This window comes from Mucilaginibacter sp., from assembly GCF_035492695.1.
GTDB lineage: Bacteria > Bacteroidota > Bacteroidia > Sphingobacteriales > Sphingobacteriaceae > Mucilaginibacter.
This window is the reverse complement of record NZ_DATJJC010000017.1, coordinates 397,070-411,995: the sequence shown is the minus strand read 5'-3', so window position 1 is coordinate 411,995 and position 14,926 is coordinate 397,070. Positions and strand designations below refer to the sequence as shown.

The 14,926-nt window shown below is 45.6% G+C and carries 11 protein-coding genes and 1 tRNA gene; 4 read left to right on the top strand and 8 right to left on the bottom strand.

All coding sequences use genetic code 11. The features are described from left to right. Window positions 1–51: 51 nt before the first annotated feature. The gene (locus tag VL525_RS12680) at window positions 52–1,179 is read left to right on the top strand and encodes a family 20 glycosylhydrolase (RefSeq protein ID WP_325387079.1); all 1,128 of its coding nucleotides are present in this window, start codon (window positions 52–54) and stop codon (window positions 1,177–1,179) included. Window positions 1,180–1,252: 73 nt separating this feature from the next. Then, the gene (locus tag VL525_RS12675) at window positions 1,253–2,356 is read left to right on the top strand and encodes a serine hydrolase domain-containing protein (RefSeq protein ID WP_325387076.1); all 1,104 of its coding nucleotides are present in this window, start codon (window positions 1,253–1,255) and stop codon (window positions 2,354–2,356) included. Here VL525_RS12675 and VL525_RS12670 read toward each other — a convergent pair. Further along, on the bottom strand, window positions 2,353–4,044 hold the full coding sequence (locus tag VL525_RS12670; protein ID WP_325387073.1) for a hypothetical protein: 1,692 nt from the start codon (window positions 4,042–4,044) through the stop codon (window positions 2,353–2,355). The two genes, VL525_RS12675 and VL525_RS12670, sit on opposite strands and share 4 nt — an antisense overlap. 151 nt (window positions 4,045–4,195) lie before the next feature. Here VL525_RS12670 and VL525_RS12665 point away from each other — a divergent pair, with 151 nt between their 5' ends. After that, window positions 4,196–6,667 carry a trehalase family glycosidase gene (locus VL525_RS12665; protein ID WP_325387071.1) on the top strand — a complete coding sequence of 824 codons (2,472 nt, stop codon included), beginning with the start codon at window positions 4,196–4,198 and terminating at the stop codon, window positions 6,665–6,667. Between the two features lie 39 nt (window positions 6,668–6,706). On the opposite strand, the gene VL525_RS12660 is transcribed toward VL525_RS12665, so the two are convergent. The 3 genes from VL525_RS12660 to VL525_RS12650 all read right to left on the bottom strand — a co-directional run bounded on the left by VL525_RS12660 (window position 6,707) and on the right by VL525_RS12650 (window position 9,751). Next, window positions 6,707–8,542 carry a glycoside hydrolase family 9 protein gene (locus VL525_RS12660; RefSeq protein WP_325387069.1) on the bottom strand — a complete coding sequence of 612 codons (1,836 nt, stop codon included), beginning with the start codon at window positions 8,540–8,542 and terminating at the stop codon, window positions 6,707–6,709. A gap of 43 nt (window positions 8,543–8,585) precedes the next feature. After that, window positions 8,586–9,401 carry a polysaccharide deacetylase family protein gene (locus tag VL525_RS12655; RefSeq protein WP_325387066.1) on the bottom strand — a complete coding sequence of 272 codons (816 nt, stop codon included), beginning with the start codon at window positions 9,399–9,401 and terminating at the stop codon, window positions 8,586–8,588. 276 nt (window positions 9,402–9,677) lie between these two features. Continuing rightward, window positions 9,678–9,751, bottom strand: a tRNA-Asn gene (locus VL525_RS12650). Between the two features lie 87 nt (window positions 9,752–9,838). Between VL525_RS12650 and VL525_RS12645 the strand changes: the two genes are divergently transcribed. After that, window positions 9,839–10,756, top strand: coding sequence for a PfkB family carbohydrate kinase (locus VL525_RS12645; protein WP_325387064.1), 918 nt, complete (start codon window positions 9,839–9,841; stop codon window positions 10,754–10,756). Window positions 10,757–10,798: 42 nt separating this feature from the next. Here the strand turns inward: VL525_RS12645 and VL525_RS12640 are convergent, their stop codons facing one another. The 4 genes from VL525_RS12640 to lpdA form a co-directional block, all read right to left on the bottom strand. After that, entirely contained in the window at window positions 10,799–11,035 is a 237-nt protein-coding gene (locus tag VL525_RS12640) for a cytochrome b5 domain-containing protein (protein ID WP_325387062.1), read from the bottom strand. A 124-nt stretch (window positions 11,036–11,159) separates the two neighbouring features. After that, window positions 11,160–11,696 (bottom strand): RNA polymerase sigma factor, encoded by a 537-nt coding sequence (locus VL525_RS12635; protein ID WP_325387060.1) that lies wholly within the window; start codon window positions 11,694–11,696, stop codon window positions 11,160–11,162. A gap of 255 nt (window positions 11,697–11,951) precedes the next feature. Further along, window positions 11,952–12,968, bottom strand: coding sequence for a UDP-N-acetylmuramate dehydrogenase (murB, locus tag VL525_RS12630; protein WP_325387058.1), 1,017 nt, complete (start codon window positions 12,966–12,968; stop codon window positions 11,952–11,954). Between the two features lie 385 nt (window positions 12,969–13,353). Next, window positions 13,354–14,757 (bottom strand): dihydrolipoyl dehydrogenase, encoded by a 1,404-nt coding sequence (lpdA, locus tag VL525_RS12625; RefSeq protein ID WP_325387167.1) that lies wholly within the window; start codon window positions 14,755–14,757, stop codon window positions 13,354–13,356. Window positions 14,758–14,926: the final 169 nt, after the last annotated feature.

Genomic DNA, 14,926 nt, shown 5'->3' with positions numbered 1-14,926 from the left:
TTGGAAGTGCGAATCTTCTTCCAATTATTTACTCAAAATCGATCTGATCCGATGAAAAAGTTTTATTGCTTATTGGCTTTCCTGTGTTTCCTAACAATTACAGCATTCGCGCAGCAAAAGCCCGACAGCGGCTACCAGGTAAAGGGATTCATCATAGCCGTTCCGAGGCCTGATGGTGTGGAAGAGTTTGTAAAATTCATCAACGAGGAACTGGCGCCGCGCAAGATCAACACACTGGTGCTGAGGGTCGATTTTAATTATAAATACAAAAGCCATTCCGAACTCAGGGATACCCTCGCCTTAACCAAAAGCGACTGTAAGAAGATATTGGAGGCCTGTAAAAACAATGGTATCAGCATCGTCCCGCAGGTAAACCTGCTGGGGCACCAATCATGGGCGGCCAAAACAGGTATGCTATTGAAAGTTTACCCTGAGTTTGATGAAACACCCTGGGTAAAAATGCCGGCTACCGCCGCTGAATATAAATGGCCCAATGCCGATAATTTATACTGCCGCAGCTATTGCCCCCAGCACCCGGGTGTACATAAGATAGTCTTCGACCTGATGGATGAGATCATGGATGTGTTTGAGGCTAAGGCTTTTCATGCGGGTATGGACGAGGTGTTTTATTTGGGCGAGGACAAGTGCCCGCGCTGTGGCGGTCGTGATAAAGCGGTACTTTTCGCCAACGAGGTACAAACTATTCGCGACCACCTGGCTGAAAAGGGAAAGGAACTGTGGATATGGGGCGACCGCCTAATTGACGGCAGGGCAACCGGCATTGGCATGTGGGCCGGCAGTTACAACGATACCTACCGCGCCGTAGACCTGATACCACGCGATGTGGTGATATGCGACTGGCAATACGACCAGGACAATCAAACGGCGGTATACTTCGCCTTAAAGGGCCTGCGTGTTGTAACCTGCACCTGGAACCGCCCCCAGGTAGCCATGAACCAGGTAGAGGATCTGTACCGTTCACGGGCTATTTCGGGAAAAGAGATGAGAAGCCGCTTTTATGGTATTGCAGAAACGATATGGTCTCCACCGGCGCGTTTCTTCGATGGTTATTATGGCCGAACGACTGATGCTAAAGCAGGCGATAATACACCCTGGAATACTTTCAGGATGATGTTTGACAAGGCAAACCAGATAGAGCAGACAGCGACGGCCAGGTAACTGCGGGATTAATTTTCGGTTGGTCCCGGGCGGGCGGCATTAAACCTTCGGAAAATAAATCCGTTTAAGTTTAATGATGAAAAAACTACTCCCCTCTCTTGTTTTTCTGTTCGGTTTGATATTCGTCGCGGCCTGCCATAAAAACGGCAGTAGTGACCCAAAGCCCGCACCATCTACAGATACGCTTTATTTTCCGCCGTTAAGCGGCAGCACCTGGGAAACCACAACGGCATCGTCTTTGGGCTGGGATGAAACTGCGCTTAACAACTTGTATCCCTATTTGCAAAGCAAGGGCACCAAAGCTTTTATCATCCTTAAGAATGGCAGGATAGTTACCGAGAAATATTTCGGAACTTTTACCGCCGACAGCCTTTGGTATTGGGCATCAGCCGGCAAAACCATGACCGGCTTCCTGGCAGGAATAGCCCAACAAGAGGGGTTAATTAATATCAACGATAAGAGTTCGAAATATTTAGGCACCGGCTGGACATCGGCACCTTTGGCAAAGGAGAACCTGATCACCATAAAAAATCAACTGACCATGACCACCGGGCTGGATGACGGCGTTGCCGACCCGGATTGCACCCTGCCCGGATGCCTGGTATACAAGGCCGATGCCGGAACACGCTGGGCTTACCACAACGCTGCCTATACTATGCTGGACGGCGTTATTGAACATGCGACAGGCTTATCCTATAACGCTTATTTTCAGCAAAAGATAAGAGATAGAACAGGCATGAACGGCGCCTGGGTTAAATCGCCCAACTCTAATAACGTGTATTACAGCAATGCCCGCAGTATGGCCCGGTTTGGGTTACTGCTATTGAACAAAGGCACCTGGGATAAAACGGTTATATTAGCTGATACCAACTATTTCAAAAGCCAAATAAATACTTCGCAGAACTTAAACCTGAGTTATGGTTATTTAACGTGGCTAAATGGCAAAAGCAGCAACATGCTGCCACAATCGCAAATTGTTTTTTCCGGGCCGATCATCCCTAACGCCCCAGCCGACCTTTTTGCAGCGTTGGGTAAAAATGATCAGAAAATTTATGTCGTTCCATCTCAAAAATTAGTCATCATCCGTATGGGAAATACTGCAGGCGGCGTTAAACCGGCAGGATCAGATTTCGATAACGAGCTTTGGGGAAAACTGAAACCGATAATAAAATATTAGCGTTTAGCTGTTCCTGAAAGATCAAGAACAATCGCGTTACTTTCCGGTCGGATGTTAAATACTTCCTCCCCTTTTGGTTTGATGAACGTGCCTTTTTCTGCTTTGATTTCATAATCCATACTTTCAAACCTGCCACTCACTTTACGAGTTTCAATTTTGGTGAAAGGCAGCTTTGCTTTATCTGCGACCGAGAGGCTCATAAACCAATTAAGGGGGTTTCCACTTTTGATCTTCACCGATATCTCACGTTCATTCAAATCAATTAACAGTGTCCCGGCAACTGTTTTCAATGGCCATGATATGTGCAGCTTTCCCGGAGCAGGACTTGTAACTGCCGGGTCGCCGCCCTCTAACAAGATTTCCTTTCCATCGATCATAGCTTTAAGTCTGAGCCCGGCCATTTGCTGCGCAGTGCTCCAAAGGTACCCGTCGACAACAGGCAACGTAAAAAAAGAGCACTCATTAGAAGTAGCCTTTTTTGTCTCATAAACAGACGGAAGCTTCTCATTGAATAAGTGAATATCCCTTACCCGCAGCGTGCCATTTTCCCACAGCAAATTAACACGGTAAAAGCGGCTGTTGAACCAAACCGTCTTGCGGTCGCTCCCTTCAATATCTTTATTGATAGTAACCGAGGTCGCAGGCGTCACTTTATAGTGATCTTTGAACCATTTGCCGGATGCCGCCAGGGTTTCTACCTTAACCTTATGCTCGTTCCGCAGCTTTGCTATTAATGGCATCTGAATTTCAAATCCTTTGGCCATAGCATCCCAGGTAAATGAGTTTTCCTGCCCGGCCTGGGTGTAGGCAAACCCTGCTGACTCGCCATCGACAAACTGTTTGAAATACCAGTTCACCCAGGTCGAATCGCCACCACCAAATTTATACACCGGTTCAAGGGTAACCACTCCTTGCCGTGTTGTGCCAAGCCCGTTGTCGTACTGCCTCACCGGATCGCTGCCCAGCATCCTGAATATCGGCACCGGGATCTGGTTTACTGCATTTTGAGCCGGCATGTACGAGTTGATCTTACTGGGGTAATAAGCCTGGTTCCAGTATCCACCCCAAAATGTGTAGCCGTCGGTGCCGTATTGGTCCTTGCAATTGGCCGAGGCAACAATGTGATATTTTTGATAAAGGTAATTCAACGTATGCGCGTCGATAAACCAGGACGCCACCGATTTGGGATAATATCCAAATATCTTCTTAAAGTCGTGCATGTAAACATCGGCCAGTTTCTCCCGCTCTTTTGGAGTATAGCCGGTTGAAAAGCCGATATTCGCACGCCAATCCCAGGGATAACGCCCCCGCCATTTCATCCCCGCCCGTTCCACCAGCGGCTGCGGTATTTCCCACCAGGCGCCAATTTCAAATGAATTGCGTGGCAGACTTTTCAGCAGTTTTTGATAGCGCGCATCCATTAAAGCATCGTATTGCAACAGGAAGGTGCCGCCCAGGTTGTATTTTTTCATTATCTCCACCTGTTTAACAACAGTTTGATAAAGCACATCTTCGGTAATTGCCGGGTCTCTTGGCTCAAGCAACCGGATAAAATTGACGATGTTTACTATTTTGGGATGATCGTCCGGCATTTTAGCATCAGCGCGTTTATTTCCAAATGAACTGAACAAGCAAAGGGTTGCAAATGCGGCCAGGCCAATTACGGATCTCTTTATTATTTTCATCATTCTATAACAGTTAACAGCCAATTCTGATCGGTATACTTGCCTTGATTTTAAACAATACAGCTTTTTATTAGCTTGTTTGCGATAAAAATAGCTATTTGCATTATACAAACCTGCGGATGCGGTAACATCCGCAAAATATCGAACTTGATCTATGTTTCTGAAAGCCGTTTACGCCGCCCTGATCTACTGCTGTGTTACTTTGGCGCCATCTGTTGCGATGGATAAAGTATATACCATCAGCAGTCCGAAAATTACGATGACGCTTGATTATGGCAACATGGCCAGTATTACATCGCTTGTGGTTAATGGCCAAAAGGTGATCAGCAGTGCGTACGGTATATATACGTCAGTAAGAATAAACGGCGTGGTTTATTCGTCCCTCCGTCTTAAAACAGTTCCGGCGTTGATAAAAACCGGGAACACAATTAAGTTAACCGGGATAACCTACGGGGATAAAAACCTGTCCATAAAAGAAAACTGGATATTCACCATAGCCGGAAAAGAGATAAAATGGAACCTGGAGCGAACTTGCTCCAAACCGGTGGTTGTAGAAGAAAGCGCGTTACCTGTATTCAATTTCGATAGTATTAATACCTGGGAGGGTGCCTACCAGGGTTATGGCGGACTGGCTTGGTTCTACCTGTTTAACGAGAAATTGTGTACTTATGGCGTACATACCCGCTCGTCGGACTTTTGGAACAGCAAAACCGGCAACGGTTTAAATATAACCGTAAACGCTGCCGGCAAAAACGTGGCGATGAAGTATAGCCGCACCAATGATGATAAACTGGCTTACACCGTCTCCGTGTCGGGCAAGGAACTTGCCCCTAAAATGGATAGCGGGACAAACCGCAGAAGGTTCATCAGGGGACGAACGGATGTATGGGCGCCATTTACTATGCCTGCTGGAATCAGCAGCCAAACCATCACCTTAAGTTATTTCGACTTTAATGAAAAATACGGCCGCGGCACCATTAAAGGTCTTGATGGCAAAAAAGTAAATGCCGTATTAAATACCATCGCCCGGATAGGCGTTATCGATTCGTTACATTTTGGCGGCAACAGCTGGCACACGCCTTACGGCCCTATTTGCCTGCACGAACAATATATTGCGCAGCTTGGCCTGGGCATAAACGACCCAAAATATCTTGCCGGCTATCAAAGTTGCCTGGATTTTTATTGCAGTCATGCCATAAAGCCGGGCGGCCGGGTTTATCCGCGGTGGGCCTATACCAACGAGGACGCGATGCCGGGCAAATTCAATCAATACGGTTTTTACGAGGCGCAGTGGGGTATCCTGATGGATTCGAACCCGGACCTGGTGACCAACATCGCCGAACTGTATGACATGACCGGCGATAAAGCCTGGGTCAAAAGCCACCAATTAGACTGCGAAAAAGCGCTGGACTGGATATTGAAGCGGGATGGGAACCACAACGGGCTTGTTGAAATGACAAATGATAATTCGGCCGAAAAAAAGAGCAGCGACTGGATAGATATCATTTGGGCATCGTACGAAAATGCTTTTGTGAATGCCAAGCTTTATCACGCACTGGTTAAATGGGCAGCTATAGAGCATCAATTAAATAACCGGCCAAAGGCAAAGTATTATGCAGATTTTGCAGCAAAACTAAAGGAAAGCTTTAATAAGCCGACCAGTGAGGGAGGTTTTTGGGATGAAGAAAAGGGATGTTATATTCATTGGAGAGATAAGGATGAAACCATACATGGCACCAATATGGTTACACCGGTAAATTTTATGGCGATAGCCTACGGTATTTGCGATGACGGCGTGAGGAAGAAGATCATCCTGAACAGCATCGAGACGCAAATGGAAAAGGAGAAGCTATTTTTCTGGCCATTGGCTATGACATCCTACGCGCCCGGAGAAGGTAAGGAGTGGCAGTTCCCGTTTCCATCATATGAGAACGGCGACCTGTTTTTATCGTGGGGATCTGTTGGGGTGGCAGCTTACGCAGCATACAACCCTGCCCTTGCGCTGAAGTATGTAAAGAACGTACTGGACCAGTATGGCAAAGACGGGTTGGCGTTTCAGCGCTACGGCAGGCTAAAGCAGGACGGTCTTGGCGATGATATTTTATCGGGAAACAGTCTTTCAATTGTTGGTTTATACCAGGCTATTTATGGTATAAATCCGCTGTACAACCGGTTCTATCTCGATCCGCATATAACATCAGAATTGGCTGGCACCGTTTTAAAATACAATTTCAGGGGTAAAAAATTGGATATAAGCCTCGGTAACAACAATTACTCTGTCGCCGATAAAATGTTTAAGGTGACGGCTCCTTCAAATTTTGGGTTTTATACTACTAAAAACCGGTTATCCTATTTCAACGGCAACAGTCCGGATGTTTCCCTGCAGGCCGCGTCGGTACAGCACTTGGCAATTACCATCGGTAACTGGGCTGCAGATAAAATCGAGTGGCAACAAAGCGCCACCAGGCCCGTTAGCTATGTTGTTCATCAGTTGAAACCCAATTCGTCTTATTCGTTAATGATCGACGGCAAACTGGTTAAAAAGATAAAAAGTGACCCGACCGGGAACTTGATATTAACTAATATACCCGGGGGGAGTAACAGGAGAATCGCCATTCAGATTTAGGGATGCCTGTCCACGGGTAATCTGTTAACCGTTGCCGATCTATTTCCGGTTATTTTTGTGGTTGCTTTTAGTTGTGCCTTTTGTTGCGCATTCGCTTTCCCTGGCCGCAAGCAGGTAGACGAGTGAAGCTGAACCATCCATGGTCGGTTCATTTGTACTATAATCGCCTGCATCATCATGATAAACAGCAAGACCCGATTGAAATTCAGCATATTTATCAGCGCCACTTAATATCACCCCACGCAGGCTATTGAAAATGCTGGTATATACCGGGCCATCAACTAATGCCCCATCCAATGGATAGTTATAAAGCTTATTGAACGAAGAATGCGGATTGCGTGGTGTATCGCCATTTACAGGCATCCCGTAAACCATACTTTTACCCCATGGGTTGCAACCAAACAGCCAGTCAAAACACGACTGCTCGAGTTGGGCGTAAGTTTGATCGCCGCTTAGTTTCCTGTACAGGTAGCACTGTATCGCAAATGACACGGTAAGATTATTGGAGCACCAGATAAACGGAATACCCCTGTAAAATGCATTGCCCCTGGCTTTTTTCCAAACCCTGATAATACCTTCTTTATAATAGCCTGCCAGGGCTGCTTTTTGGGCTGTACTGACATTTTTTCCCAGCTCATAATGGCCAAAGTTGTGAAAAGGGTACCATTGATAATGACGTGCGGTGTCGGCGCCCATCCAGGGTGTTACTTTTTCTTTGCGGCTATAACTGAGGGCCTGTTTTAGGTAAGTTTTATTATGATCAAGTTCGAATAAAGCCGCTGCAGCCAGTTCCATATCATCCACCCAATTATTCTCCTCGTAAATATAAGGCGACAATACAGATGCCGTTTGCGCTACGCCCGGTTTAGCCAGCCCATACCGATAGGCTGAGAGCGACCGTTGTGCAAGCAGGTGGGCAAAAGCGGCATCTTTCGATTTGTAAATATTTGAACCTAATGCAAAGGCACTGGTAAACTTGCCGGCTGTAGAGGCTGCGCCCGTACTGTTGTTTTTATATTTGCCAAGCCCCTGTGGTTTCCCTGTAATAAAATACACCGGGCGGCCGTTCCCCCTGCCATAACCGTAATCGACAGAATCCTTATCGGGCAAACGCATTCCGGCATGGTCGCGGTCATCGGCTATCTGGTTAAACATCCAGTCGGGCCTGGGATGCATTTTTAGTAACCATTGCAAACCCCACCTTGCTTCATCCAGCACATCTGGTATTTTATTATTCCCCGCTAAGCCATTAGCCAGGTGGCCATCAGTAAATACTTTTGGAAAATCGCGGTAAGCTGCTAAAAGGTGATAGGTGGCATTTGCCGACGTGGTAACGTATTGCAAATAGTCCGTAGCATCGTGCCATCCCCCTGAAACATCTATATGCGTATTTTCAGGTACCGGGCCATAAACAATATACCCATCCTTGGTATGGCATGAATCTTTAAGAAACGGATTAAACCCGCTTCTTTGCTGTCGCATATATCGCAGGATAAAATCGGCACTGCCTTTATAAACATCCTTAGATATCCGGAATACCGGGGAAATTATCTTTCCCTCCTTAATATAATAACTCCCCGGAATTTTAAATCCGCTAAAATCAAGCCGGTAAGCGGATGTAAAAGGGCCGTATTTTCCGAAATCGCGTCCGGGCTTTTTTGAAAATACTTTTTTATGAGTACCAGCATCGATAAGCTCAAAATCGACAACCGTATCAACCAATGACTTTGATGCAAACACAGCTACCTTGATACCCGCCGGAGCGTAACCCAACTGGTTTATCCTGATCCAGGCTGTTTGCTGATCCTGTGCCACTAACATACCAGGGAACGCCGCCAGGAAAGAAAAGAGAATCAATTTTTGAAATAAGTTCATTTAAGGCATGTAGTAAATGGTAAAGACATCTTGCTTTCAAATATTATTTAAGTAATTGATCTATTCTGCAAAAGCGATAGCCTTTGTGTTTCAACTGCCTGATAAGGAAAGGAAGGCGTTTATAAAATTTATCGTGCCGCCGCGGGTCGGTCCCGATATGAACAAGCAGGATAAATCCATTCAAGCCGTTCGCCGATTCATTTTCATATTTAACCACCGACTGCATAATGGAGTCGCTGCTTAAATACCGGCCGTCCATTCCGGGATAAGTGTAATCAGCATTGCTTCGTGTGCCGGGCGTAAAATTAACCAGTTGCAAACCCAACCGGCTTGTCCATGATGCTATGGTATCGTTATACCATTCATACGGCGGTAAAAAATACCGGGCGCTATCACGCGGGATATGCCATCTTTTCAGTTCTCCATATGCCTTATCAAGGTCGTCAACAAATTGCTTGTGTGTTACAAGTAAGCTATCTCTCTTTTCCCAATCGCAATACAGCAAATGGTTATCAGAGTGTACGCCCATATAATTGCCGTTGAGGATTAACCGTTTAATGATCTCACCGAATTTTTTGTTCCGGTAAAATCTCCCCGTAAGAAAAAAAGATGCGCTGATATGATATTTTTTCAACGTGTTCGCTATATAAATTCCCCCGTCTGCAAATTCATCCCCGGTAAAAACAATGGCAATTTGCCTGACATTTACATCTCCCCGGATAATAGCGCCGTGTGATTGAAAATATCTGCTACTATCGGCTTTATCCTCCGGGTATTGAGTGCGCTCCATGCACACCGGAGCAGCCGGGAAAGCAGGCGTACCGGCAAACCACAAACAGCAGACAAAAAATGCCCTCATCAGCTTTTTAGATTTAGAATACTTTCTATATTCTGACATTTAATCTACGCCTTTTTTATAAGATTACGAATATACCTCTAAAACGGGCAGTATAAAAAATTCGCTCTGACCCTGCGTCGGCTACCTGTGCGGCGAGCTTGTAAGATATGAAGGCAGCGGGAGACGCTTCTAAAAGTTTTTACGGTTTCAGCCTATTGGCGAATAAGCTACCTGGCTTAACTAAACTTATAATGTAAAAGCCGATAACTTTTCAGTTATCGGCTTTTACAAATTTTGCTCCTGAGGCTGGGCTCGAACCAGCGACCCTCTGATTAACAGTCAGATGCTCTAACCGGCTGAGCTACTCAGGAATCATTTTCCGGTTTGGAGTGTGCAAAAGTATGATTTCCGCCTTAATTTCACAATATTTGCGGAAAAAATTTATAAAATCATTTTTAATGAGTCTATTAGTTATTGGTACTGTGGCATTTGACGCCATCGAAACGCCCTTCGGGAAGACAGATAAAATTGTTGGCGGCGCGGCTACCTATGCCAGCCTTGCAGCAGCTTACTTTTGTGATAAGGTAAAAATTGTGGCCGTTGTAGGAGATGATTTCCCAAAAAGCGAGATCGAAGACCTCAATAAGCATCATATCGACACCGAAGGGCTACAAATTAAAAAGGGGGAAAAATCTTTCTTTTGGGCGGGCAAGTACCATAATGATATGAATAGCCGGGATACGCTAATAACAGATTTGAATGTGCTGGCTGACTTTGATCCTATCATTCCCAACTCGTACCAGGACTGTGAATTTCTGATGCTGGGCAACCTGACCCCCCAGGTGCAGCAAACCGTTATCAGCCGTTTAAATAAACGCCCGAAGCTGATCGTGATGGACACCATGAACTTTTGGATGAACATTGCATTGGACGACTTGCTTGCTACCCTTAAGATGATTGACGTACTGACGATCAATGATGAGGAAGCGCGCCAGCTTTCAGGTGAATACTCGTTGGTTAAAGCTGCCCAAAAAATATTGACAATGGGCCCGAAATACCTCATTATCAAAAAAGGTGAACATGGCGCGTTGCTTTTTGGCGAAGATAAAATATTCTCGGCCCCTGCCTTGCCACTGGAGGACGTATTCGACCCGACAGGCGCCGGCGATACATTTGCAGGCGGTTTTATCGGCTACATGGCAAAAGTTGGAACAGTGAATTTCAATAATATGAAAAATGCCATTATCTACGGATCGGCGTTGGCATCGTTCTGCGTTGAAAAATTCGGGACCGAAAAATTGAGGAACCTTAAACCGGAAGAAATTGCCGAACGCGTTCAGCAGTTTGTGAGCCTTTCAAAATTTGAGATTTTATAGACGTCGGAGATCCGAAATCTGATGTCAGATTGTTTTCTGACTTCAAATCAACTTTCCAATAGGTTCAAAATGGACAAATACCCATTCGTCATGCGGCGCATCGGGCAGTTCGTGGGTTAGGTCCTGCCCGGCCCAGTGCTCATAATGTTTGCCATTATGCCACAGCCGGCTGCGGCTCACATCGTATATCAGCCCCTTGTAGGCTATCCACACTTCGGGCTTGTCCTGCCCATTGCGAAGGGCCAGTTGCGACCGGGTATATAATGGCAATTCGCTCATTCTTTATTTTTGAATTGCCTAAAGTAAGCATCTTTAAACGTCTGAAGGGGACTCGCCGCAACAAAAAAAGAAAACCCGCCGAAGCGGGTTTCATTATAGATATATGTAGAGTCAATTTGTTTTATTAATCCTCGGCGTAAACCGGTTTTTTGATACCATTGTCGTAAGCTTTCAAATTCTTCTTCAACAGCTTGCGGGCCACGTGGATGCGGGTTTTTACCGTACCGATAGGGATTTCCAGGTGATCTGCTATTTCGTGGTATTTATGACCATCGAAATACATGGTAAAGGGTATGTAGTAATCTTCGGGCAGCCTGTCCAAAGCTTTCCTGATATCATCCATCACAAATTTGGACTCGCCTGCATTTTTGGTTGAGCTGAATACCAGGTTGGCTGAAGATATCTCGTCCGACTTGGTAACGAAAGTGCTCATTTTAACAAAGCGGCGGTAATTATTGATGAATGTGTTTTTCATGATGGTATATAACCATCCTTTTAGATTTGTGCCTTCTTTGAACTTATTATAATAAGTTATGGCTTTCAACATTGTATCCTGTACGAGATCGTTTGCGTCGTCTGCGTCGCGGGTAAAGTGAAGTGCATAAGACCTCAATGATGTTGCCTGACGAAGGACCATGGTGTTAAACTCGATTGCTGTCATTCTGTTAAGTTTTTGTACAGAGATTAATACAAACCTGATACCGTTATCTGCACATCACACAAAACAACAATGTTACGAAAGCCATACAGTGGCGTATTCGCAGGCCATTACCTCACAACCCAACGGCTTAAACTAATTACCTGACAAACAGTAATTTATTGAAATAAATTGACAATTATTTCCTGCGCTATAACGTTCATACCGGCCTTGAAACAAGAATAAAAAAAGCTGAAATTATCTTAAAAAGATAAAAATTTAACCGACAATGTTCACCTCGCGTTCTAATAAAACGCCAAATTTACTGTACACACTGTCTATGATTTGCGACGAAAGGCTGTACACTTCTTCGCCCGTGGCCCCTCCGTGGTTCACCAAAACCAACGCCTGGTTCTTCCAGGTTCCGGTGTTTCCTACAACTTTTCCCTTCCATCCGCATTGCTCGATGAGCCAGCCGGCAGCTAATTTTACACCACTGGCAGCAGGATAATGTACCACCTCAGGGAATTTTGCATGAACTTCGGTAAATTGTTCGGCACTGATAACCGGATTTTTGAAGAAACTCCCCGCGTTGCCAATGGTTGATGGGTCGGGTAATTTGGACACGCGGATATGGGATACCACGCGCGATACATCTTTTATGGTGAGGTTTGTAATATTACGGTTAACCAGTTCCTGCTCTATTGCCCCATATTTGAGGTTGAGATTTGGAACAAGAGATAAGTGAAACTTTACAGATACAATAATATACTGTTCCTTTAGTTCGCCTTTAAATACGCTGTCGCGATAGCCGAACCCACAGTCTTCTTTATCAAAAGTTTTAAATTGACTGGTTGCGATTTCAAATGCGCGGCAGCTTTTAAATACATCCTTCAGTTCCACACCATAAGCGCCGATGTTCTGGATAGGCGATGCGCCTACTGAACCCGGTATCAGGCTCAGGTTCTCGATACCGGCATAACCCCTATCGACACAATAGTTCACCAGGTCGTTCCAAACCTCGCCTGCGCCGGCTTCCACAAAAACATCATCCTGGCTAAGGCGATGCTCGATACCACGTATATTAATACGGATCACCAACCCATCGAAATCCTTTTTCAGCAGCATATTGCTGCCGCCACCCATCACGAGCCGTTGAATGTTCAGCCATTGCGGATCCATGAACAGCTCCGCCAGGTCGTCCTCATGCGTTATTTCGACAAAGTATTTCGCCGAAACATCGATACCGAAAGTATTAAAATTTTTGAGGGAGACGTTTTCCTGGATTTGAAGCATGGTTTGATTTCGAATTTCGGATGTTCAATTTCGGATTTAGTTAATGTTTATCGGCAGCCGTCAAAACCGGCCGAAATCTGAATTGATCATTTTATTGTTGGCGAATTTCGGAATTTTTACCGGGTTTGCAGAATAGAACACCTTAAAGTGAAATTTCTCCTCCCCGTTGTCTGTGTCCTCACAGACAACTAAGCAAGGTAAACAACTATTTTCGATAGCAATTTATAAAACACATCTAGCATTGACTTTACCCCCGCGATTGATAATTATCTAAGCCGCCATCGCCGTGGGGAAATCCGGTACTTGTTTGTGGGGACACAACAAGGGATGAGAGAAATAAAAAAGACCGCCGTTGGCTGTGTCCCCACAGCCAACTAATACCAACTCAAATATGTATTGGCCTGTTATCAGTTGCTGCCAGGCATGCTTCCCTGAAGGCTTCAGTATAAGTTGGGTGTGCGTGGCTCATTCTCGAAACATCCTCGGCCGATGCGCGGAACTCCATGGCGCAAACCGCTTCGGCTATCATATCCGCCGCACGCGGACCGATAATATGTACACCTAATATTTCGTCGGTAGCGGCATCAGCCAAAACTTTCACAAAGCCGTCCATGTCTCCGCTGGCTACCGCCCTGCCGCTGGCGCGGAACGGGAACGAGCCGGTTTTATATTTCACGTTAGCGGCTTTCAGTTGCTCCTCGGTTTGTCCCACGGCAGCAACTTCGGGCCAGGTGTATACTACGCCGGGTATCAGGTTATAATTGATATGTGGTTTTTGGCCGACGATAGATTCAGCCACAAAAGTGCCTTCATCTTCGGCTTTATGCGCCAGCATGGCGCCTTTGATCACATCGCCGATGGCATATACACCTTTAACGCTAGTTTCCAAATGATCGTTAACGGTTATTTTGCGACCGCGTTCTTCAACGGTAAGACCGATCTTATCCAATCCCAACCCATCGGTGTAAGCTATACGGCCTACGGCCACTAAACAGTAATCGCCTTTTAATTCTTTCTTGTCACTATTTGGTGCATCGAAAGTTACGGTTACTTCCTTCCCCTTAACAGTCGCACCGGTTACTTTGTGGCCGGTATAAAACTCCATACCCTGTTTTGATAGCACCTTCTGTAGTTCCTTACCTAAACCGCGATCCATGGTCGGGATGATGGAATCCATGAATTCGATCACCGACACTTTGGCGCCAAGGCGTGAATAAACAGAGCCCAGTTCAAGTCCGATCACGCCGCCACCGATCAGGATCAGGTGTTTGGGTACTTCGGTCAGCGTTAAGGCTTCGGTTGAAGTGATAATGCGTTTTTTGTCGATCTGTATAAAAGGCAAACTTGAAGGTTTTGAACCGGTTGCGATGATGATGTTTTTGCCGGTTATTTCCTGTTCGGTACCATCCGGTTTTTTTATGCTGATGGTATTTTTATCCTTGAACGATCCTATTCCCTGGTAACCGTCTATCTTATTCTTTTTGAACAGGAAGGTGATGCCGCCGGTATTTTTAGCCACTACGTCGGTTTTGCGCTTCATCAGCTGTGCCATATCCAGCGACAGGTTATCCAGGTTGATACCATGTGTTTTGAAGGCATGGGAAGCATTATAGTAATGTTCGGACGAATCCAGCAAAGCTTTGGACGGGATACAGCCTACATTGAGGCAGGTTCCGCCATAGGTGGCATATTTTTCAATACAGGCAGTTTTAAGTCCCAATTGGGCGCAGCGAATAGCCGCTACATAACCACCAGGGCCCGAACCGATAACGATAACATCATATTGCATAGCAGAGTGTTCTTTTAGGAGTTGCAAAAGTAAGGATTTTAGTGATTGGTGATTAGTTAATTACAGATTAGTTACGGTGGGATTACAATAGTGACGGGTGATCAGTTAGTCGGAGATCAGGATTCCCAGGTCACCCATATTTTATCCAACTTTCACCGCATTGTAACAC

Bases quoted from the DNA above. Each gene is read 5' to 3' on its own strand.
- VL525_RS12680 (WP_325387079.1), top strand. From the start codon at position 52: ATGAAAAAGTTTTATTGCTTATTGGCTTTCCTGTGTTTCCTAACAATT.
- VL525_RS12675 (WP_325387076.1), top strand. From the start codon at position 1,253: ATGATGAAAAAACTACTCCCCTCTCTTGTTTTTCTGTTCGGTTTGATA.
- VL525_RS12670 (WP_325387073.1), bottom strand. From the start codon at position 4,044: ATGATGAAAATAATAAAGAGATCCGTAATTGGCCTGGCCGCATTTGCA.
- VL525_RS12665 (WP_325387071.1), top strand. From the start codon at position 4,196: ATGTTTCTGAAAGCCGTTTACGCCGCCCTGATCTACTGCTGTGTTACT.
- VL525_RS12660 (WP_325387069.1), bottom strand. From the start codon at position 8,542: ATGAACTTATTTCAAAAATTGATTCTCTTTTCTTTCCTGGCGGCGTTC.
- VL525_RS12655 (WP_325387066.1), bottom strand. From the start codon at position 9,401: ATGAGGGCATTTTTTGTCTGCTGTTTGTGGTTTGCCGGTACGCCTGCT.
- VL525_RS12645 (WP_325387064.1), top strand. From the start codon at position 9,839: ATGAGTCTATTAGTTATTGGTACTGTGGCATTTGACGCCATCGAAACG.
- VL525_RS12640 (WP_325387062.1), bottom strand. From the start codon at position 11,035: ATGAGCGAATTGCCATTATATACCCGGTCGCAACTGGCCCTTCGCAAT.
- VL525_RS12635 (WP_325387060.1), bottom strand. From the start codon at position 11,696: ATGACAGCAATCGAGTTTAACACCATGGTCCTTCGTCAGGCAACATCA.
- murB (WP_325387058.1), bottom strand. From the start codon at position 12,968: ATGCTTCAAATCCAGGAAAACGTCTCCCTCAAAAATTTTAATACTTTC.
- lpdA (WP_325387167.1), bottom strand. From the start codon at position 14,757: ATGCAATATGATGTTATCGTTATCGGTTCGGGCCCTGGTGGTTATGTA.